General features: G+C 70.2%; 20 protein-coding genes and 1 tRNA gene. 15 read left to right on the top strand and 6 right to left on the bottom strand.

Annotated elements, in window-relative coordinates; all coding sequences use genetic code 11:
• Positions 1-13: 13 nt before the first annotated feature.
• The 9 genes from UG56_RS01465 to UG56_RS01425 all read left to right on the top strand — a co-directional run bounded on the left by UG56_RS01465 (position 14) and on the right by UG56_RS01425 (position 6888).
• On the top strand, positions 14-1222 hold the full coding sequence (locus UG56_RS01465) for an aminotransferase-like domain-containing protein (protein ID WP_045547447.1): 1209 nt from the start codon (positions 14-16) through the stop codon (positions 1220-1222).
• On the top strand, positions 1219-2376 hold the full coding sequence (locus tag UG56_RS01460) for a M20 family metallopeptidase (RefSeq protein WP_045547446.1): 1158 nt from the start codon (positions 1219-1221) through the stop codon (positions 2374-2376). Before UG56_RS01465 ends, UG56_RS01460 begins: the two co-directional genes overlap by 4 nt.
• A 30-nt stretch (positions 2377-2406) precedes the next feature.
• Entirely contained in the window at positions 2407-2724 is a 318-nt protein-coding gene (locus UG56_RS01455) for an ArsR/SmtB family transcription factor (protein ID WP_045547445.1), read from the top strand.
• A complete protein-coding gene (locus tag UG56_RS01450) occupies positions 2721-3137 on the top strand; it encodes an SRPBCC family protein (protein ID WP_045547444.1) in 417 nt (138 codons plus the stop codon). Before UG56_RS01455 ends, UG56_RS01450 begins: the two co-directional genes overlap by 4 nt.
• A gap of 69 nt (positions 3138-3206) precedes the next feature.
• On the top strand, positions 3207-4445 hold the full coding sequence (locus tag UG56_RS01445; protein ID WP_045547443.1) for an amidohydrolase: 1239 nt from the start codon (positions 3207-3209) through the stop codon (positions 4443-4445).
• Between the two features lie 41 nt (positions 4446-4486).
• Positions 4487-4957 carry a hypothetical protein gene (locus UG56_RS01440; RefSeq protein ID WP_143054864.1) on the top strand — a complete coding sequence of 157 codons (471 nt, stop codon included), beginning with the start codon at positions 4487-4489 and terminating at the stop codon, positions 4955-4957.
• Positions 4941-5675, top strand: a complete 735-nt coding sequence (locus tag UG56_RS01435) for a VIT1/CCC1 transporter family protein (RefSeq protein WP_218145102.1) — start codon at positions 4941-4943, stop codon at positions 5673-5675. Before UG56_RS01440 ends, UG56_RS01435 begins: the two co-directional genes overlap by 17 nt.
• Positions 5676-5708: 33 nt before the next feature.
• Complete coding sequence (thpR, locus tag UG56_RS01430) at positions 5709-6269, top strand: RNA 2',3'-cyclic phosphodiesterase (RefSeq protein WP_045547441.1); 561 nt, start codon at positions 5709-5711, stop codon at positions 6267-6269.
• Positions 6270-6354: 85 nt separating this feature from the next.
• The gene (locus UG56_RS01425) at positions 6355-6888 is read left to right on the top strand and encodes a DoxX family protein (protein WP_084100298.1); all 534 of its coding nucleotides are present in this window, start codon (positions 6355-6357) and stop codon (positions 6886-6888) included.
• A gap of 141 nt (positions 6889-7029) precedes the next feature.
• On the opposite strand, the gene upp is transcribed toward UG56_RS01425, so the two are convergent.
• Positions 7030-7671, bottom strand: coding sequence for a uracil phosphoribosyltransferase (gene upp, locus UG56_RS01420; RefSeq protein ID WP_045547440.1), 642 nt, complete (start codon positions 7669-7671; stop codon positions 7030-7032).
• An 81-nt stretch (positions 7672-7752) separates the two neighbouring features.
• On the opposite strand from upp, the gene UG56_RS01415 reads away from it, so the two are divergent.
• The 3 genes from UG56_RS01415 to UG56_RS01405 all read left to right on the top strand — a co-directional run bounded on the left by UG56_RS01415 (position 7753) and on the right by UG56_RS01405 (position 8857).
• Positions 7753-8265 carry a tRNA adenosine deaminase-associated protein gene (locus UG56_RS01415; RefSeq protein ID WP_084100295.1) on the top strand — a complete coding sequence of 171 codons (513 nt, stop codon included), beginning with the start codon at positions 7753-7755 and terminating at the stop codon, positions 8263-8265.
• 26 nt (positions 8266-8291) lie between these two features.
• Positions 8292-8759, top strand: coding sequence for a nucleoside deaminase (locus UG56_RS01410; RefSeq protein ID WP_045547439.1), 468 nt, complete (start codon positions 8292-8294; stop codon positions 8757-8759).
• Positions 8760-8769: 10 nt separating this feature from the next.
• Positions 8770-8857: transfer RNA gene (locus UG56_RS01405), tRNA-Ser, on the top strand.
• Positions 8858-8901: 44 nt separating this feature from the next.
• Here UG56_RS01405 and UG56_RS01400 read toward each other — a convergent pair.
• The 4 genes from UG56_RS01400 to UG56_RS01385 all read right to left on the bottom strand — a co-directional run bounded on the left by UG56_RS01400 (position 8902) and on the right by UG56_RS01385 (position 11433).
• Positions 8902-9759: a fructosamine kinase family protein gene (locus tag UG56_RS01400; RefSeq protein WP_052693230.1), complete on the bottom strand. Its 858-nt coding sequence runs from the start codon at positions 9757-9759 to the stop codon at positions 8902-8904.
• A complete protein-coding gene (locus tag UG56_RS01395; RefSeq protein WP_045547438.1) occupies positions 9756-10217 on the bottom strand; it encodes a low molecular weight protein-tyrosine-phosphatase in 462 nt (153 codons plus the stop codon). The genes UG56_RS01400 and UG56_RS01395 overlap by 4 nt, the downstream gene beginning before the upstream one ends.
• 63 nt (positions 10218-10280) lie before the next feature.
• The gene (locus UG56_RS01390; protein ID WP_045547437.1) at positions 10281-10673 is read right to left on the bottom strand and encodes a phage holin family protein; all 393 of its coding nucleotides are present in this window, start codon (positions 10671-10673) and stop codon (positions 10281-10283) included.
• 88 nt (positions 10674-10761) lie between these two features.
• Positions 10762-11433 (bottom strand): GntR family transcriptional regulator, encoded by a 672-nt coding sequence (locus tag UG56_RS01385; protein WP_045547436.1) that lies wholly within the window; start codon positions 11431-11433, stop codon positions 10762-10764.
• A 148-nt stretch (positions 11434-11581) separates the two neighbouring features.
• Between UG56_RS01385 and UG56_RS01380 the strand changes: the two genes are divergently transcribed.
• Positions 11582-12472: a dimethylarginine dimethylaminohydrolase family protein gene (locus UG56_RS01380; protein ID WP_045547435.1), complete on the top strand. Its 891-nt coding sequence runs from the start codon at positions 11582-11584 to the stop codon at positions 12470-12472.
• Between the two features lie 11 nt (positions 12473-12483).
• Entirely contained in the window at positions 12484-13563 is a 1080-nt protein-coding gene (hisC, locus tag UG56_RS01375; RefSeq protein ID WP_045547434.1) for a histidinol-phosphate transaminase, read from the top strand.
• Positions 13564-13649: 86 nt separating this feature from the next.
• Here hisC and UG56_RS28160 read toward each other — a convergent pair whose 3' ends face one another.
• Complete coding sequence (locus UG56_RS28160; RefSeq protein WP_177191399.1) at positions 13650-14393, bottom strand: hypothetical protein; 744 nt, start codon at positions 14391-14393, stop codon at positions 13650-13652.
• Between the two features lie 501 nt (positions 14394-14894).
• Here UG56_RS28160 and UG56_RS01370 point away from each other — a divergent pair.
• Entirely contained in the window at positions 14895-18170 is a 3276-nt protein-coding gene (locus UG56_RS01370; protein WP_045547433.1) for a transglutaminase family protein, read from the top strand.
• Positions 18171-18179 lie beyond the last annotated feature (9 nt).

Here is an 18179-nt window from a genome sequence, read left to right as displayed (position 1 = left end):
GAGGGAGTGTCGAATGTCGACAATCCGCACGGAAGCCCGGCTGCCCCTGGCAGCGCGCAGCGAGCACCTGGTCGGCTCGGTGATCGACTCGAGTACGTCGCTGCTGGCCGAGCAGACCCACGACATCGTCCGCCTGGCCATGGGCAGCCCGGCTCAGGACTCGATCCCGGCCGCCGCGCTGGCCGAGGTGCCGCTGGAGCCGCACGCCTTCGACTACGCCGCCACCGAGGGCGACCCGATGCTCCGCGAGGCGCTGCTGGCCCAGCTGGCCGGCACCAGCGACGAGACCACCTCCGAGCGGTTGACGATCACCTCCGGCGGGATGCAGGGCCTCGACCTCGTCCACAAGCTCTTCACCGACCCCGGCGACCTGGTCGTCGTCGAGGCCCCGACCTACACCAACGGCAGCGCGACCGCGCTCTCCTACTCCGCCGAGCTCCTCGAGATCCCGGTCGACGAGGAGGGGCTCGACGTGGAGCGGCTCGAGGCAGAGGTACGCCGCACCGGCCGCCTCCCGAAGTCGATCTACGCCATCCCGACCTTCCAGAACCCGTCGGGTGCGACCCTGTCGTTGGAGCGCCGGGTCCGGCTCGTCGAGCTCGCCCGGGAGTGGGGCTCGATCCTGATCGACGACGACCCCTACGGGCTGCTCCGGTTCTCCGGCGACCCGCTGCCGACACTGCACGAGCTGGCCGAGGGCGACCCGCTGGTTTTCTCGGTGCGCACCTTCTCCAAGACCGTGGCCCCGGGGCTGCGGGTCGGCTGGGTCGACGCCGACCCGTCGCTGGGGCAGCTGCTGATCAACGCCAAGCAGGCGATGGACACCTGCACCAACCTCCCGGCGCAGCGGCAGCTCGCCGGGTTCCTCGACTCGGGCGGGTTCGATGCCCACGTGGCCGGTCAGAGGATTGTCTACAAGGAGCGGAAGGAGGCGATGCGCGCGGCGCTGACCGAGCACTTCGACGGCCTCGCGACGTGGACGGATCCAGACGGCGGCTTCTTCCTCTGGGTCACCTTCGACCCGCCCGTCGACACCACCGCACTCTTCGAGGTCGCGCTGGCCGAGGGGGTCGCGCTGATCCCGGGCAACGCGTTCTCGCCCGGTGGGCACTTCCCGCACTCGATGCGCCTCTGCTTCGCCTCCACCCCGCCCGAGCGGATCGCCGAGGGCGTCGCCCGGCTGCGGCGGGCGGTGGACCGTCTCGGCCGGGAGGCGCGTTGACGGGCGCGTCGGTCGATCCCGGCGAGGTCGTCGCGCTCGCCCAGCGGCTGGTACGCGCCCGCGGCCAGAACCCGCCGGGAGAGGAGGCCGCGACGGTCGCGGTGCTCGCCGAGGAGTGCCGCCGGCGCGGTTTCGAGGTGACCCTCGACGAGGTCGCGCCCGGCCGCGCCAACCTGGTCGCGCGGGTCGGAGGCGGTCCCGGGCCTGGCCTCCTGGTCGTGAGCCACTCCGATGTGGTGCCGCCCGGTGACGGCTGGAGCGGTGACCCGTTCTCCGGTGACGTACGCGACGGGCGGCTGCACGGGCGCGGCAGCGCGGATACCAAGGGCGGCCTGGCGGCGGCGATTGTCGCATTGTCCGCAGTCGACAACACCGTCGATCAGCCACCGATCACGCTCGCCGTCCTCGTCGACGAGGAGGAGCTCGGCCTCGGCATCCGCCGCTTCGTCCGCGATTTATCGACAAATAGCCACTCGGCCTGCCTGGTCGTCGAGCCTACCGGTCTCCAGCCCGTGATCGCCGCGCGCGGCGACGCCTACCTGGAGATCACCCTCACCGGCTTGGCGGCTCACTCCGGCAACCCGTCCGACGGCCGTAACGCCATCCACGGGATGGCCCACGTGATCGCCGAGATCGAAGCCTGGCACGACGAGCTGGCCGCGAGCCCGCACCCGCTGTGCGGCCCGGCCACTTGGAGCGTCGGCACCATCGAGGGCGGGCAGGCGACCTCCACGGTCGCCGCCCACTGCCGGATCACCGCCGACCGCCGCCTGCTCCCGGGTGAGTCCGCAGGGGACGTACGGAAGGAGGTCGAGAGCCGTCTGCAGGCACTCGGCCTCGCCGCCCGCGGCCTCACTCTCGACGTACGGTTGACCATGGACATGCCCGGGTTCGAGACGCCTGTCGACGATCCGATCGTCGACAACGTGGCCGCCGCGTTGGCGTCAGCCGGCGCACCCACATCCAGCCCTACCGGCTGGACCGCCGCCTGCGACGGCGGCTTCGTCGCGGCTAGAGGGATTCCGGTCGTCGTGCTCGGCCCCGGCTCCGTCGCCGAGCAGGCGCATCGTCCCGACGAGAGCGTCGAGGTCGCCGAGCTGGCCACCGCCGCCCGCGCCTACGCAGCCCTCTTCCGACATGTCGGAAAAAGTTGACATGTCGGAAATATCCGACATGATGGTGCCGTGACCGAAACGGATGTGTTCGCCGCACTCGCCAATCCCGTACGCCGCAGAGTGCTCGAGCTGCTCATGGAGTCCCCGCGCAATGCCGGCGCTCTGGCTGACCAGTTCGACCTCAGTCGGCCGGCGGTGTCCGAGCATCTCCAGGTCCTACGCCGCGCCGGCCTCGTGCGCGAGGAGGTCCGCGGTCGCGAACGCCGCTACGAGATCGATGCGGGTCCGCTGACGGAGGTCGGCGCCTGGCTGAGTCCGTTCGAGACCTACTGGCGTGAGCGGCTCTCCACCCTTGCCGACATCCTCGAGGAGGAGCCCCAGTCATGACCGAGAAGAACATCGAGAAGAAGACCGAGACCGTCACCGTCGACCAGTTCATCGCCCGTCCGCCGGAGCGGGTCTGGGCGGCCCTCACCCAGCCGGACCTGCTCGGACGCTGGTGGGCCCCGAGCGACATCAGGCCGGAGGTCGGACACCGCTTCCACCTCCAGATGCCGACCTGGGGCCCGCAACCCGCAGAGGTGCTCGAGGTCCGCGAACCCGAGCTGCTCGTCTACACCTTCGCCGACTGGACCCTGACGTGGCGCCTGGTCGCCGAGGGCAGGGGCACCCGCCTGATCCTCGAGCACTCCGGCTTCGACCTCGACGACCCCCAGCACCGGTTCGCCTTCGACAACATGGGGCCGGGCTGGCGCGACGCCGTACTTCCTCGCTTGGCACAGCTGCTCGAGTCGGACTGACCGAACCACTGCCGGCAGCCTCGACGGCAAACACCTCGACAGATGGACGAAGCCCGGCATGATGACGCCATGACTCAGCGCTCCTCGGTTGCCATCACCCATGCCTACGTCGTCCCGATCTCGGGCGAGCCGATCGAGAACGGCACGGTCGTGATCGAGGACGGGGTGATCACCGCGGTGGGAGCCGACGTCGCGATCCCCGACGGCATCGACACCATCGACGCGGACGGCAAGTGGCTGCTTCCCGGGTTCGTCGAGGGCCACGGCCACATCGGAACCCACGAGGAGGGCGAAGGCTGGGCAGGCAGCGACACCAACGAGATGACCGACCCTGACGGCGCGGCCCTGCGGGCGATCGACGCGATCAACATCGAGGACGAGGGCTTCCGCGACGCTCTCGCCGGCGGCGTGACCACGGCGGTGATCAAGCCCGGATCCGGCAACCCGATCGGCGGCCAGACGGTCGCGATCAAGACCTGGGGCGGGCGTACCGTCGACGAGCAGGTCATCTCCGACTCGGTCTCGGTCAAGAGCGCCCTCGGCGAGAACCCCAAGCGCGTCTACGGCGAGCAGAAGAAGACCCCGTCGACCCGTCTCGGCGTCGCCAACATCATCCGGAAGGCCTTCGTCGAGGCGCAGAACTACGCCGACAGAAAGGCCTCCGCCGAGGGGAAGGGCGAGCCGTTCGAGCGCGATCTCGGCAAGGAGACGCTCGCCCGGGTCCTCGCCGGCGAGCTCGCCTGGGACCAGCACACCCACCGCGCCGACGACATCGCGACCGCCATCCGGCTGAGCGAGGAGTTCGGCTACCGCCTCGTGATCAACCACGGCACCGAGGGCCATCTCCTCGCCGACGTGCTCGCCGAGAAGGACGTCCCGGTCATCTACGGCCCGATGTTCGTGAGCCGCTCGAAGGTGGAGGTGCGCAACCGCGCCAATCGCAACATCGCCGCGATGGCCGCCGCCGGGGTGCGGGTGGCGATCACCACCGACCACCCGGTCATCCCGATCAACTTCCTGGTCCACCAGGCCTCCTTCGCCGTACGCGACGGCCTCCCGCGCGACACCGCCCTGGCCGCGATCACCACCAATCCGGCGAGCTTCCTCGGCCTCGACGACCGGGTCGGCGCGATCGCGCCGGGGCTCGACGGCGACTTGGTCATCTGGTCCGGTGACCCGCTCGACACCGACCACCGCGCCGAGCGCGTCTTCATCACCGGGACCGAGGTCTACAGCTGGGACAGCGCGGCCGACGCGGGCCGCGGCGGCGGGGTCACCCGAGAGCGTGCGACCCGGTTCGAGAGCTGAGGATGCGCAACGAACGCCGGACGGCACACGTACTCGAGGTCATGACCCCCACTCAGAACAGCACCGGCACCGACCAGCGCAGGATCCGCCCCGCGGCGTACGTTCTGGCGGTGCTGCTCGGCCCGTTGCTGGGCCCGTTGCTGGCCGGATGTGGCTCCGAGGCGACCGACCCAGGCGCTAACGTGTCTGACGTGCCCACAACGTCCAGCCCGACGCCCGCCGAGGACCCGAAGGTCGCTGCCGCGATCGCCGACCTGGCCAAGCGTCAGGGGGTGAAGAGCGAGGAGATCACCGTCGTCTCGAACGACAAGGTGACCTGGCGTGACGGCAGCCTGGGCTGCCCCGAGCCCGGGAAGATGTACACGATGGTCCTGACCGACGGCGTCCGCGTGGTGCTCGAGGCGGCGGGGAAGACCTACGAGTACCACGGCGGCGAGAGCGGCCCGGTCACCTTCTGCGAGCACCCGCAGGAGCCGGTTCCAGGCAAGGCGAGCAGTGACGCTCCCCAGTGACGGTGCCCATGTGGGGCACGGGGACGCCGAGGAGCGGGCCGACGGCCTGAAGAACCGGCTCAACTGGCTGCGGGCGGGTGTCCTCGGCGCGAACGACGGCATCGTCTCCACCGCCGGTGTCGTGATGGGTGTCGCCGGTGCGACCACGGACACGACCGCTGTCCTGATCGCGGGCGTGGCGGCTCTGGTGGCGGGCGCGATCAGCATGGCAGCGGGGGAGTACGTCTCGGTCTCCACCCAGCGCGACACCGAGGAGTCGCTGATCGCCAAGGAGCGGCGCGAGCTGCGCGAGATGCCCGAGGAGGAGCTGCGCGAGCTGGAGGGTTTCCTGCGCGAGCGGGGGCTGGCGCCCGAGACCGCCGCCGAGGTCGCCGAGCAGCTCACCGACCGCGACGCGTTGCGTGCCCATGCCGCGCTCGAGCTCGGCATCGACGTCGACGACCTCACCTCACCCTGGTCGGCGGCCTGGGCATCGATGGTCTCGTTCACCCTCGGCGCCCTGCTGCCCCTGCTGGCGATCATGCTTCTCCCGGACGGCGCCCGCATCTGGGGGACCGTCCTCACGGTGACCGTCGCCCTCGCCATCACCGGCTGGACCAGCGCGCGTCTCGGCTACGCACCACCCGGCCGGGCCGCGCTGCGCAACGTCGCCGGCGGTCTGCTGGCGATGCTGGTGACCTACGTCGTCGGCGACCTCCTCGGCACGCAACTCAGGTGACCCGGCCCCTGCCGCCGGGCACAATGGGCGTCGATGAATCGAATGTTCGTGGCGGTGATCCCGCCGGAGTCGGTGATCGAAGATCTCGACGAGTTCCTGTCCGTACGCCGCGACGCGGCCGCCTTCCGCTGGTCGGCGCCCGACCAGCTCCATCTGACGCTCGCCTTCGCCGAGCACGTCCCCGACAGGTCCCTCGATGACGCGATCGAGCGGCTGGAGACGGCCGCGGGGCGGCGTACGCCCTTCGAGCTGACCGTCACCGGCGGTGGCGCCTTCCCCAACGTGGCCGAGGGCAAGGTCCTCTACGCCGGCGTCGAGACCGATGCCGCCGAGGAGCTCGACCGGGTCGCGGCCGGGACCAGGAACGCGCTGGTCAAGGCCGGGGTCGAGGTCGACGGCGGGCGGTTCCGGCCGCACCTGACGGTCGCCCGGACCGGTACGCCGGTCGAGCTCAGCAACTGGGTGCGGCTGCTCGATGCGTACCGTGGCCCAACCTGGACCGTCTCCTCCTTCGCGCTGGTCCACTCCCGGCTCGGGGAGGGCCCGCGGAAGCGTCCGGTCTACGACGTCGTAGCAGAGTTCCCCTTCGGGTGAGGCGAAACCCCGGGTGGTAACGGGCGGGTCCCGGGGTCGCTACCGTGTGCGGCTCGTTCTGACCTGACCCAGAGGAGAACCGGACATGAGTCGTCGAGTGGGGCGCAACGCCTTCACCGGACTTTTCAACGACGTCGTGCTGCTCGCCGCCCGTGCGGTGGTCGGTGGGATCTTCGTCGCGCACGGCTGGCAGAAGTACGACCAGGGCTTCGCCGGCACCGAGCAGTTCCTGGGCGGCCTGGGAGTCCCGGAGCCGGCTCTCGCCGCTCAGGTGGCGACGTATGTCGAGCTCGTCGGCGGCGCTCTGCTGGCCGTCGGCCTGTTCGCCCCGATCGCCGGGGTGCTGCTGGCGGGTCAGATGGCCGGCGCGATCTGGTACGCCCACCGCACCACCGAGGTCTTCGTCGACCAGGGCGGCTGGGAGCTCCCCGCCGCGCTCGGCGCCGCCGCTCTCGTGCTCGGCCTGGTCGCCCCCGGCCGGATCACCCTCGACCAGCTCCTCACCTGGCCCTTCAAGGCCCTCGCCGCCCGGCGCAAGGCCCGGAACGCCGAGGCCGCCGACGCCGAGACCGTCGAGGCTCAGCCGTACGTCGAGGAGAAGGTCACGATCAAGGCCTGAGCCGCCGCTGGTCGAGCCGCTGCCCGTGTAACACGTCGTTCGTACGACTACTCGCCCTATTAGAACGACCGGGAAGTCCTACGAACGACGTGTTACAGGCGCGACCGAGCTCCACGAAGAACGTGTCGCCGGCCCGTGAGCTCAGCCCGCGACGCCGTAGAGCCGGTCGCCGGCGTCGCCCAGGCCGGGGACGATGTAGCCCTTCTCGTTGAGCTTCTCGTCCATCGCCGCGGTGACGACCCGGACCGGGGCGTCGACGCCCTCGAGCTCCTTCTCCAGGGCGGCGACGCCCTCGGGCGCGGCCAGGAGGACGACGGCGGTGATGTCGTCGGCGCCACGCTTGACGAGGAAGTCGATCGCCGCGGCCAGGGTGCCGCCGGTGGCCAGCATCGGGTCGACCACGTAGCACTGGCGGCCCGACAGGTCGGCGGGGAGACGCTCGGCGTAGGTCGTCGCCTCCAGGGTCTCCTCGTTGCGGACCATCCCGAGGAAGCCGACCTCCGCGGTCGGCAGCAGCCGGATCATCCCGTCGAGCATCCCGAGACCGGCGCGGAGGATGGGGACGATCAGCGGTTGCGGGTCGGTGAGGCGTACGCCCTGGGTCGGGGCGACCGGGGTGACGATGTCGACCGGGGCGACCCGGACGCCGCGGGTCGCCTCGTAGGCGAGCAGCGTGACCAGCTCGTCGGCGAGACGGCGGAAAGTCGAGGAGTCGGTGTCTTTGTTGCGCAGCGTGGTGAGCTTGTGGGCGACGAGCGGGTGGTCCACAACGAGGGTCTCCATGGGCTGAACCCTACGATCGGTTCGTCCCGTGGTCATCAATTCCCCCTAGACCCAGGGCTGTTTCGGTGTCACTCTGGTCGTGTGTCTGATCAGCTGGAGCAGATCGAGGGTGTTGACTTCGCCGTCGCGATGTATCGCGAGGACGGCGCCTGGGTTGTGCGCGAGCTCGCTCACGACCTGCTGACCGATGTCGAGACTCTGACGCACGCGCTGCACCGCTTCCCGGGCGATGGCGGCGCGATCGCGATGGCGGCGATCGACGAGGACTTCTTCGTGATCGTCCGGGTCTCCGGCGCCGCGACCAGGGTGCTGCTCTCGGACGTGACCGCGGCCGACGAGTGGGAGCTGGCCGCGTCGGCTCTCGACGTGCTCGGGCTGCCGCTGCCGGAGGAGGTCGAGGACGAGGAGGAGGCCGATCCGGCCGGTGATCTCGGCATCCTCGCCGACTTCGGGATGAGCGCGGTCGACATGGGCATCCTCATCGACGACATGTTCGAGGACGACCTCTACCCCGACGAGACGCTCTCCGAGATCGCCCGGGCGATCGGCTGCGGCGAGGCCTTCGACGACACCGTCGGCCTCATGCCCGCGTGACCCCAGCCGACCGGTGGAAGCCCGCGATGCGGGCCGCCCTCGAGGAGGGCCGTGCTGCCCTGGCGACCGGTGACGTGCCGATCGGCGCGGTCGTCGTCGACCCGTCCGGTGCGGTGATCGGGACGGGCCGCAACGTACGCGAGGCGGAGGCCGACCCCACCGGACATGCCGAGGTGGTCGCGCTGCGCGAGGCGGCCAAGGCGCGGGGCGAGTGGCGGCTCGAGGGCTGCACGCTCGTGGTGACCCTGGAGCCGTGCACGATGTGCGCCGGCGCCGCGGTCCTGGCCCGGGTGGAGCGGATCGTCTTCGGTGCCTTCGACGACAAGGCCGGTGCGGTGGGCTCGCTGTGGGACGTCGTACGCGACCGCCGGCTCAACCACCGGCCCGAGGTCGTGGCCGGGCTGCTGGCCGAGGAGCAGCGCGCGCTGCTGGAGGACTTCTTCGGAGCCCAGCGAGGCGCCCCCGATTTCGGCGAAGACCCCCGGAGGTTGTAACTTATTCGGCGGTGACGTGTCCGAGCGGCCGATGGTGCAACACTCGAAATGTTGTGTAGGGAGACCTACCGTGGGTTCAAATCCCACCGTCACCGCCAGTCAGAAAACCCCTGGGCGACCAGGGGTTTTCTGCTTTTCGTGATCAGAGGTAGCGAGCGGCCACGGTGGCCGCACGGGCGCCGTAGCCGCCGCCGAACATCGCCGCGTGGACGAGCAGCGGGAAGAGCTGGTGGAGGCCTTGACGGTCCTCCCACCCCTCGGCCAGCGGCGTCTCCTCCTCGTAGGAGGCCATCATCCGCTCCAGGTGGGGCAGGCCGAAGAGCGCGAGCATGGCGAGGTCGACCTCACGATGGCCCGCGTAGGTGGCAGGGTCGATGAGCCAGGCCTCGCTGCTGCGGTCCCACAGGACGTTGCCGTTCCACAGGTCGCCGTGGAGCAGGGCCGGCGGCTCCTCCGGGATCAGCGACGTCAGCTTTCCGACGACCTGCTCCACGCTCTCCGCGCCGGCGGCGTCGATGGCGCCGCGGTCCCGGGCGGCCTTGAGATAGGGGAGCAGGCGGCGTACGGCATAGAACTCGGCCCAGGTGTCCGCTGGCTTGTTGGGCATCGGGAGCCGGCCGATGAAGCCGTCCTGGTCGGCTCCGAAGCCCGAGACCGGCGTGCTGTGCAGGCGGGCGAGCGCGCGACCGAGCTCCTCGGCGGTCTCGGCCGTGGGACGACCGGGCTCGATCCAGCGCAGGACCAGGCAGTCGGGCTCGGCGGCGAGGACCTCGGGGACCTTGACGGCACCCGACTCCTCCAGCCGACGGAGCCCTCGGGCCTCGGCGGCGACGAAGTCGTCGCGCGGCGGGGAGAGCGCCTTCATCAGCACCAGCGAGCCGTCGCTGAGGCGGATCTTGGTGGCCGTCGAGATATCACCGCCCGCGACCGGAGACGTGCTCACCACCGCCGCCCCGAGCAGCTGCTCGGCGCGACGGGCGACCGCGGGCTGACGGGTCACGAACCGGGCCTCGCCGAGGCCACGGATGCGACGATCGCATCACTCGTACGCTCCACCATCGCCAGCACCTCCCGGAATCCCTCGACACCACCGTAATAGGGATCGGGCACGTCCCCGGGTCCTTCGGGATCGAAATCACGGAACATCCGCAGCCCGCTCTCCGGCGCCTGACCAGCCAGATCGGCCAGGTTGTCGGCATCCATCGCCAGCACCAGGTCGTACGTCTCGGGGTCCCCGACCGGCCACTGCTGGGCCCGGTGGCGCTCGGGGTCATAGCCCGCCTCCAGCAGCGTCGCGGCCGCCCGGCGGTCCATCTTCTCGCCGGCGTGCCAGCCGCCGGTGCCGGCCGAGACCAGCTCCACGTCGTCGAGCCCGGCACCGTCGAGACGGTCGCGCAGGACCACCTCCGCCATCGGAGAACGGCAGATGTTGCCCAGGCAGACGACCGCGATCTTCATGGCCCGAGTTTTACATTTCCGCCAAGAACGCGCGGCGGATGCCGAATCCCGGGCCCCGAACTGCTACTCGTCGCTGTCGGGCCAGACCCGGTCGAGGCCCCAGCCGACGATCGAGATGATGATGCCGCCGAGCACCGCCGCCCAGAACCCGTCGACGTGGAAACCCACCCCGGTCGGGCCGAGGATCCATGCGGTCAGGCCGAGCATCGCCGCGTTGATCACCAGCAGGAGCAGGCCCAGGGTGAGCAGGATGAACGGGAACGCGACGAACTTCAGGATCGGCTTCACGAACGCGGACACGATGCCGAGCACGAGGGCGACGATCAGCAGCGGGAGCAGCTTGTGCTTGATCTCGTCCATGCCGCTGGTCGGGCCGTCGAAGTGGATACCGCCGACGAGCCAGGTCGCCACGGCCAGGGCGATGGCGTTGGTGATGAGCCAGGTCACGATGCGCATGTCGCTGAGTGTGGCAGGGTCCGCGCGACATCCGTAAGAGGCGTGCGGAAGGTGTGGCGACCGTGTTACTCCCCGTCGCCGCACCCGGTCATTTCTCCAGGCGGAGCGCCTTGCAGATGTCGTGGGCCGCGTCGGAGAGGTGCTTCTGCAGGAACCGCTCGGCGTCGTGGATGCGGTCGGCGTCGAGGAGCCGGACGAGGGCGGCATGGTCCTCGGCCTGGTCGTGGGCGTTGCGCCGGATGCGGTCGACCTGGGCGAGCGCGAGCTTGAGCTCGAGGACGAGGTGCTCCTGCATCGCGACCAGCCGCGGTGAGCCGGTGAGCGCCACGAGCGAGAGATGGAAGGCGAGGTGGCGTTCGTTGAGCTCGCGGTAGGACGCCTTCTCGGAGTGGACGGCCGAGATGTACGCATCCAGCGACTCGTGCACGGCCCGGCGGGCCTCGGCGGAGGCCCGGAGCCAGTTGCGGACCCCGGCGCCCTCGAGCACCCAGCGGGCGGCGCACACGTCGCGGACCGAGGCGGCCTCGGGGGTGGCGACGGCGACGCCCTTGTTGGGGGCACGGGTGGCCAGGCCCTCGGCGACGAGGATGGTCAGGGCCTCGCGGACCGTGGACCGGCCGACGCCCAACGAGTCGGCGAGGCCGTGCTCGCGCAGGGCGGTGCCCGACTCGAGCTCCCCCTCGAACACCGCCCGGCGGAGCTCGTCGGCGACGCGGTCGACCGTCGATGCGGGTTCGTCCAGGGTGAGCGACTCGAACATGGGCCCCATTGTCCTACCTGCGTCGGCTTCCGGTGATGACCGTTCGTGCTCTAACCTAACCGCACAGGATTGTCTGACAATCAGTCAATCAGGCAATCCGACGATCAGGCTGAGATCAGCCACATCAATCAGACCGAGAGGGGTACGCGTGAGCACATCGCTGACCTGGGGCCGTCACTACCTGATGACCGAGCCGACGCACTACCGCATCGACTACGCCATCAACCCGTTCATGGACACCGAGATCCAGCCCGATCCGGCCCGTGCCCGCGCCCAGTGGGACGCCCTGAAGGCGACCATCGAGGAGCTCGGCGGCCGCGTCGACGTCATCGCGCCGCGCGAGGACAGCCCCGACATGGTCTACGCGATGAACCTCGGCTTCGCGGCCACTCTTGCGGACAGCCGACGCCACGTGCTCCTCTCCCACATGCGCTTCCCCGAGCGCCGCAACGAGACCCGTTCCGCCGTCGAGTGGTTCGCCGCGAACGGGTGGGGGACGGCGTACGTCGGCAAGGACGGTGTCGGGCCCACCTTCGAGGCGGGCGACGTCTTCCCGTTCGCCGGCCACCTGGTCGCCGGCACCGGCCCGCGCACCGACGAGATGGCGCTGAAGACCCTCGCGACCGAGATGAACGTGCGGGTGCTGGGCGTGCGGACGACCCACTCCGGGATGTACCACCTCGACCTGGCCTTCTGCCCGCTCGACGACCGCCGGGCGATCATCTGCCCCGACGCGCTCGCGCCGGAGTCGGCACAGGCCCTCCTCGACCTGGTCCCGGAGCCGCTGGTCATCACCGAGGAGGAGGCGCTCAGCACGTTCGCCGCCAACTCGATCGTGATCGGCCGCACCATCGTCATGCCGTCCTGCCCGGAGCGCATCCGTCCGATCCTCGAGGGCTGGGGCTTCACGATCCGGATCGTCGAGATGAGCGAGCTGCACCTCGGTGGCGGGTCGGTCCGCTGCGTCACCAACCCGCTCGACATCGTGGTCGGCCGGGACGTGCCCGTGGTTTACGGCGGCGAGGTCATCCCGACCTAGGATCTCACGATATGAGCACCCCACAGCCCCGTCCCAGTGTCGCCGCCATGCCTGCGTACGTCGCGGGCAAGCCGCCGGTCGAGCGGCCCGGCCTGGTGACCTACAAGCTCTCCTCCAACGAGAACCCGTACCCGCCGCTCGACGGCGTCGTGGAGATCGCCGCCGAGGCGGCCGGTCGGGTCAACCGTTACCCCGACGCGGGCAGCACCGAGCTCTACGACGCGCTCGCGAAGGCCTACGGCGTGCCCGCCGAGGAGCTGGCTCTCTCGACCGGGGCTGTGGCGCTCATCTTCCAGCTGGTCTCGGCCTACTGCGGCCCCGAGGACGAGGTCGTCTTCGCCTGGCGGAGCTTCGAGGCCTACCCGATCGCGGTCCTCGCCGCCGGCGCGACCGCGGTGAAGGTGCCGGTCACCGACGGTGGCGAGCACGACCTCGACGCGATGGCGGCGGCCATCACGGAGCGTACGAAGGTCGTCTTCGTCTGCACGCCCAACAACCCCACCGGCACCTCGGTCACCCAGACCGAGCTCGACGCGTTCCTCGCCAAGGTGCCCGAGCACGTGCTGGTCGTGGTGGACGAGGCCTATGCCGAGTTCGTACGCATGGACGACGCCGTCGACGGCGTGGCGACCTATCGCTCGCGCGCCAACGTGGTGGTGCTGCGTACGTTCTCCAAGGCCTACGGGCTGGCCGGCTTCCGGGTCGGCTACGCGTTCGCGCCCGCGCCGATCGCCGCCACCCTGCGGGCGATGGCGCTGCCGTTCGGGGTCAACGTGGTCGCCCAAGCGGCCGGTGTCGCCTCGCTCGAGCGGCAGACCGAGCTGCTCGCGCGCGTCGACGACCTGGTGGCCGAGCGGACCCGCGTGGTCGAGGGCGTCCGCGCCGCCGGCTGGGACATCCCCGGCGCGCAGGGCAACTTCGTCTGGTTCGCCTTCGACTCCGGCGAACGCTGCGCCGACTTCGCCGCGGCCGCCGACGAGGTCGGCCTGATGGTCCGCCCCTACCCGCCGGAGGGCGTACGCGTCTCGATCGGCGAGCCCGAGGCCAACACCCGCCTCATCGAGCTCGCGGGTTCCTTCCCGAAGGGCTGAGAGCCGGCGTAGCCCGCCGAACAGCAGAGGTCCAACAGCGTCGACGCTGCTGGACCTCTGCTCTGTGGTGGGTGATGGTGGGTGCCTTACGGCAGCGGCAGCTTCCCGAGGATCGAGCTCAGGAGGTCGGTCAGGATCGGGCCGACGACCGGGAGGCTGTTGACGATGCCCAGCAGGCTGTCCGTGACGCCCGGGAGCTCAGGCACGCCCGGGAGCCCAGGAACGCCCGGGACCGGGAGGTCCGGAACCGGAACATCCGGGATGGGAACGTCAGGAACGGGTACGTCCGGGACGGGCGTGTCCGCGGCAGGCGTGTCGGCCGCGGGAGCGTCCCCCGAGCTGTCCGGGGCGGGACCGTCCGGAAGGTCAGGGATCCCGGGGACGTCGGGAACGTCCGGGGTGCCGGGGACGTCCGGGACATCAGGGACGTCCGGGGTGCCAGGAACGTCGGGAACGTCGGGCGTGTCCGGGGTGCCGGGTACGTCAGGAACGTCAGGAACGTCAGGAACGTCCGGGGTGTCGGGCGTGCCGGGAACGTCCGGGGTGCCGGGAACGTCCGGAGTGTCCGGTGTGCCGGGAACGTCGGGTGTGTCCGGAGTGCCGGGAACATCGGGCGTGTCCGGGATGTCCGGGGTGTCGGGAACGTCCGGGGTGCCCGGATCGTCCGGAACGTCCGGGGTGCCCGGGTCGTCCGGGATCGGGGTGCCGGGAGTGCCGGGGACCGGTGGGTCGGGAAGTGGAGGTGGGACCGGGCTGGCCATGACAGGTGACGCGACCGTGGCCAGCGCGAGCCCAGCGACGACGGCGGCGATTCGAGTCCGAGAATTCACGAAATCTCCTTAGGTTTTTCTGAGGTCGTGCCGAATGCATCCTGAGGCGATTTGAAGCGTCAAGTCAAGAACTTTCTTGAACTTATTGATTCCTATTCCATCGTTGCATTTCATGTCGTAAACTTCTTTGCTCGCATTTAACGGTGGCTCACGGCAGTAACCCAGCGTAAACAGACGCAATCAAGTTCCCGCAGGTCAGCGGAGGCGTAGGACGTGGGGATAAGTCGTCGCGATATCGGTTCTCGGCGCCGATAAGGGGCTGCGGCGTTCCCCAACACCCCACGGGGTAATTGCCGCCATTCCGGCGAAGCAACGCATGGCCTTCAACCGGGATGAAATGCGTTTACCAGTCAAAGGAATTCGAGCCGTTTGGGACGTCGTCGTGGTAGATCCCGTCGATTCCGATGGTCGGTCAGGTCATCCGGCTCGGATCCGGGATGGCGGGCGCCGGTCCCGGCGGTTCGTTACCCCTGTGCAACCTGGATCGGTCAGGCTTGGCGCATGTCGATCAAGGTTGCGCTCGAGCATCGGACCACCTACGAGTTCGCGCAGCCGGTCAGGGTCAGCCCGCACGTCGTACGCCTGCGCCCGGCGCCGCACACCCGCACCCCGATCGAGGCCTACTCGCTGTCGGTGACGCCGTCGGCGCACTTCATCAACTGGCAGCAGGACCCGTTCGGCAACTGGCTCGCGCGGCTGGTCTTCCCGGAGAAGACCGACAAGCTCGAGATCACCGTCGGGCTGGTCGCCGACATGGTGGTGATCAACCCGTTCGACTTCTTCATCGAGGAGTACGCCGAGAGCTTCCCGTTCGACTACGAGCCGCAGCTGAAGGCGGACCTGGCGCCCTACCTCCGCGACGTCGACTCGGCGGCCGATGCCGATGTCTGGCGCCGACGGCTCCCGGCGCTGCCCGAGGACGGCGTCCGCACCGTCGACTTCCTCGCCGACCTGAACCGGGCGGTCAACGCGGACGTCGCCTACTCCGTGCGGATGGAACCGGGCGTACAGACTCCTGACGAGACCCTGCGGCTCGGCATCGGCTCGTGCCGCGACTCGGCGTGGCTGCTGGTGTCGTTGCTCCGTCAGTACGGCCTCGCCGCACGGTTCGTCTCCGGTTATCTGGTGCAGCTCGCCGCCGACCAGGAGTCGCTCGACGGCCCGTCGGGCCCGACCGAGGACTTCACCGACCTGCATGCCTGGTGCGAGGTGTTCGTCCCCGGCGCCGGATGGATCGGGCTCGACCCGACCTCGGCCCTGTTCGCGGGTGAGGGGCACATCCCGCTCTCGGCGACCCCGCACCCCTCCTCCGCGGCGCCGATCGAGGGCGCCACCGACCCGGTCGAGGTCACCTTCTCCTTCGCCAACGAGGTCACCCGGGTCCACGAGGATCCGCGCGTGACGCTCCCCTACACCGAGCAGGAGTGGGCCCGCATCGACGCGCTCGGCGAGGCCGTCGACCGGCGCCTCCAGGCCGAAGGCGTCGAGCTGACGATGGGCGGCGAGCCCACCTTCGTCTCGCTCGACGACCAGACCTCGGCGCAGTGGAACACCGACGCCGACGGCCCGCACAAGCGCGAGCTCGCCGCCGACCTCGCCGAACGCCTGCGCCAGGTCTACGGCCGAGGCGGCATCGTCCACCGCGGCCAGGGCAAGTGGTATCCCGGCGAACCCCTCCCGCGCTGGAACATCGATCTGCAGTGGCGTACGGACGGCAAGCCGCTCTGGTCCGATCCCGCCCTCTTCGCCGACCCCTGGACCCCCGCCGAGACGTCACCCGCGTCGGTCGACCGGGGTGACGCCTCGGCAGTTGGGCTTGGCATCGCCCGGATCCTCGGACTCCCGGAGGAGCAGGTGTTCCCCGCGTACGAGGATCCGCTGGCAAAGATCGCCCAGGAGGTACGTCAGCCCGACGGCCCGAGGCCGGACGACGCGGCGGAGCGTGGGGACCTCAACGTCACCGAGCTCGACAAGGAGGTCACCGAGCCCGTCGGGTGGGTGATCCCGCTCAACACCAACGACGGGGAGTGGACGAGCCCGCAGTGGCGGTTCCGGCGGGGGCGGCTGGTGCTGGCGCCGGGGACCTCGGCGGTCGGGCTGCGGCTGCCGCTGGACTCGATCTCGTGGCACGACCCGGAGTTCCAGGGGGAGCCGTCGTACCTGACCGCAGGGGAGCCGCTGGACCCTGCGATCCCGCAGGTGACCGTCACCGACCCCGACGAGGCACCGACCACCGCGCTCGCGATCGAGGAGCGCGACGGCCTGGTCCACGTCTTCCTGCCGCCGACCGACCGCCTCAACGACTACGCGGCCCTGCTCCGGGTGATCGAGCAGGCCGTCACCGAGCAGGGCACGCAGGTCGTGCTCGTGGGCTACGGCCCGCCGCCCGACGCCCGCCTGGCCCGGCTGACGGTCACCCCGGACCCGGGGGTGATCGAGGTCAACGTCCAGCCGACCGCGACCTGGGCGGAGCAGCGCGAGCTGATCACGACGCTCTACGAGCAGGCCCGTCAGGCCCGGCTGTCCACCGAGAAGTTCGACCTCGACGGACTCCACACCGGCACCGGCGGCGGCAACCACATCACCCTCGGCGGGAGCAGCCCCGAGCGCAGCCCGCTCCTCCGCCGGCCGGACCTGCTGGCGAGCCTGATCCGCTACTGGCAGCGTCACCCGTCCCTCTCCTATCTCTTCTCGGGCAGGTTCATCGGCCCGACCAGCCAGGCGCCCAGGTTCGACGAAGGGCGCCCGGAGGCGGTCTACGAGATGGAGATCGCCCTCCAGGAGGTCGCCCGGATCAGCCGCGAGCACCCCGAACCCCGCCCGTGGATGATCGACCGCGCGCTGCGTCACCTGCTCACCGACCTGACCGGCAACACCCACCGGGCCGAGTTCTGCATCGACAAGCTCTACTCCCCGGACTCCTCACGGGGCCGACTCGGCCTCCTCGAGCTCCGTGGCTTCGAGATGCCGCCGCACCCGCAGATGGCGCTCCTCCAGTCGCTCCTGGTCAGGAGCCTGGTCGCGTGGTTCTGGGAGGAGCCGTACGAGGCGCCCCTCATCCGCCACGGAAGTGCCCTCCACGAGGACTTCCTGCTCCCGCAGGGCTGTCTGCGCGACATCGAGGAGGTCGTCGCCGACCTGCGCCGCCACGGGATCCCGTTCGAGTCGCAGTGGCTGGCGGCGTACGCGGAGTTCCGTTTTCCGCGGATCGGGTTCGCGCGGGTAGCCCTGGACTCGACGACCAGTATCGAGCTCGAGCTGCGCCAGGCGATCGAGCCGTGGAACGTGCTCGGCGAGGAGGCGACCGGGTCGGGGACGGCACGCTACGTCGACTCCTCGGTCGAGCGCGTTCAGATCTCGGCGAGAGGGATCGACCTCGACCGGCACCTGGTGACGTGTCAGGGTGTTCCGGTGCCGCTCACCCCCACCGCCGTCCCGGACACCCACTATGCGGGCGTCCGGTTCAAGGCCTGGAGCCCGTGGTCCAGCCTGCACCCGAGCATCGACGTCCAGGCGCCGCTCCACTTCGACGTCGTCGACATCGCCTCCGAGACGAGCCTCGGCGGGGCGACCTACCACGTCGTGCACCCCGGCGGCCGCAACTACGACCACCCGCCGGTGAACGCCAACGAGGCCGAGGCGCGGCGCGCGAGCAGGTTCGAGGCGCGCGGTCACACCTCCGGCCGCCTGGACGTCGCGGAGATGCGCGAGCGCGCGGCCCGTGCCACCACCCCGGACAACCCGCACACCCTCGATCTCCGCAGAGCGGTCCGCTGAGTGATGGGG

It is taken from the genome of Nocardioides luteus, assembly GCF_000960475.2.
GTDB lineage: Bacteria > Actinomycetota > Actinomycetes > Propionibacteriales > Nocardioidaceae > Nocardioides > Nocardioides luteus_A.
This window is presented reverse-complemented; position numbering and strand designations above follow the sequence as displayed.

Bases quoted from the DNA above. Each gene is read 5' to 3' on its own strand.
- UG56_RS01445 (WP_045547443.1), top strand. From the start codon at position 3,207: ATGACTCAGCGCTCCTCGGTTGCCATCACCCATGCCTACGTCGTCCCG.
- UG56_RS01425 (WP_084100298.1), top strand. From the start codon at position 6,355: ATGAGTCGTCGAGTGGGGCGCAACGCCTTCACCGGACTTTTCAACGAC.
- UG56_RS01395 (WP_045547438.1), bottom strand. From the start codon at position 10,217: ATGAAGATCGCGGTCGTCTGCCTGGGCAACATCTGCCGTTCTCCGATG.
- UG56_RS01465 (WP_045547447.1), top strand. From the start codon at position 14: ATGTCGACAATCCGCACGGAAGCCCGGCTGCCCCTGGCAGCGCGCAGC.
- UG56_RS01385 (WP_045547436.1), bottom strand. From the start codon at position 11,433: ATGTTCGAGTCGCTCACCCTGGACGAACCCGCATCGACGGTCGACCGC.
- UG56_RS01440 (WP_143054864.1), top strand. From the start codon at position 4,487: ATGACCCCCACTCAGAACAGCACCGGCACCGACCAGCGCAGGATCCGC.
- UG56_RS01410 (WP_045547439.1), top strand. From the start codon at position 8,292: ATGCGGGCCGCCCTCGAGGAGGGCCGTGCTGCCCTGGCGACCGGTGAC.
- thpR (WP_045547441.1), top strand. From the start codon at position 5,709: ATGAATCGAATGTTCGTGGCGGTGATCCCGCCGGAGTCGGTGATCGAA.
- upp (WP_045547440.1), bottom strand. From the start codon at position 7,671: ATGGAGACCCTCGTTGTGGACCACCCGCTCGTCGCCCACAAGCTCACC.
- hisC (WP_045547434.1), top strand. From the start codon at position 12,484: ATGAGCACCCCACAGCCCCGTCCCAGTGTCGCCGCCATGCCTGCGTAC.
- UG56_RS01370 (WP_045547433.1), top strand. From the start codon at position 14,895: ATGTCGATCAAGGTTGCGCTCGAGCATCGGACCACCTACGAGTTCGCG.
- UG56_RS01450 (WP_045547444.1), top strand. From the start codon at position 2,721: ATGACCGAGAAGAACATCGAGAAGAAGACCGAGACCGTCACCGTCGAC.
- UG56_RS01390 (WP_045547437.1), bottom strand. From the start codon at position 10,673: ATGCGCATCGTGACCTGGCTCATCACCAACGCCATCGCCCTGGCCGTG.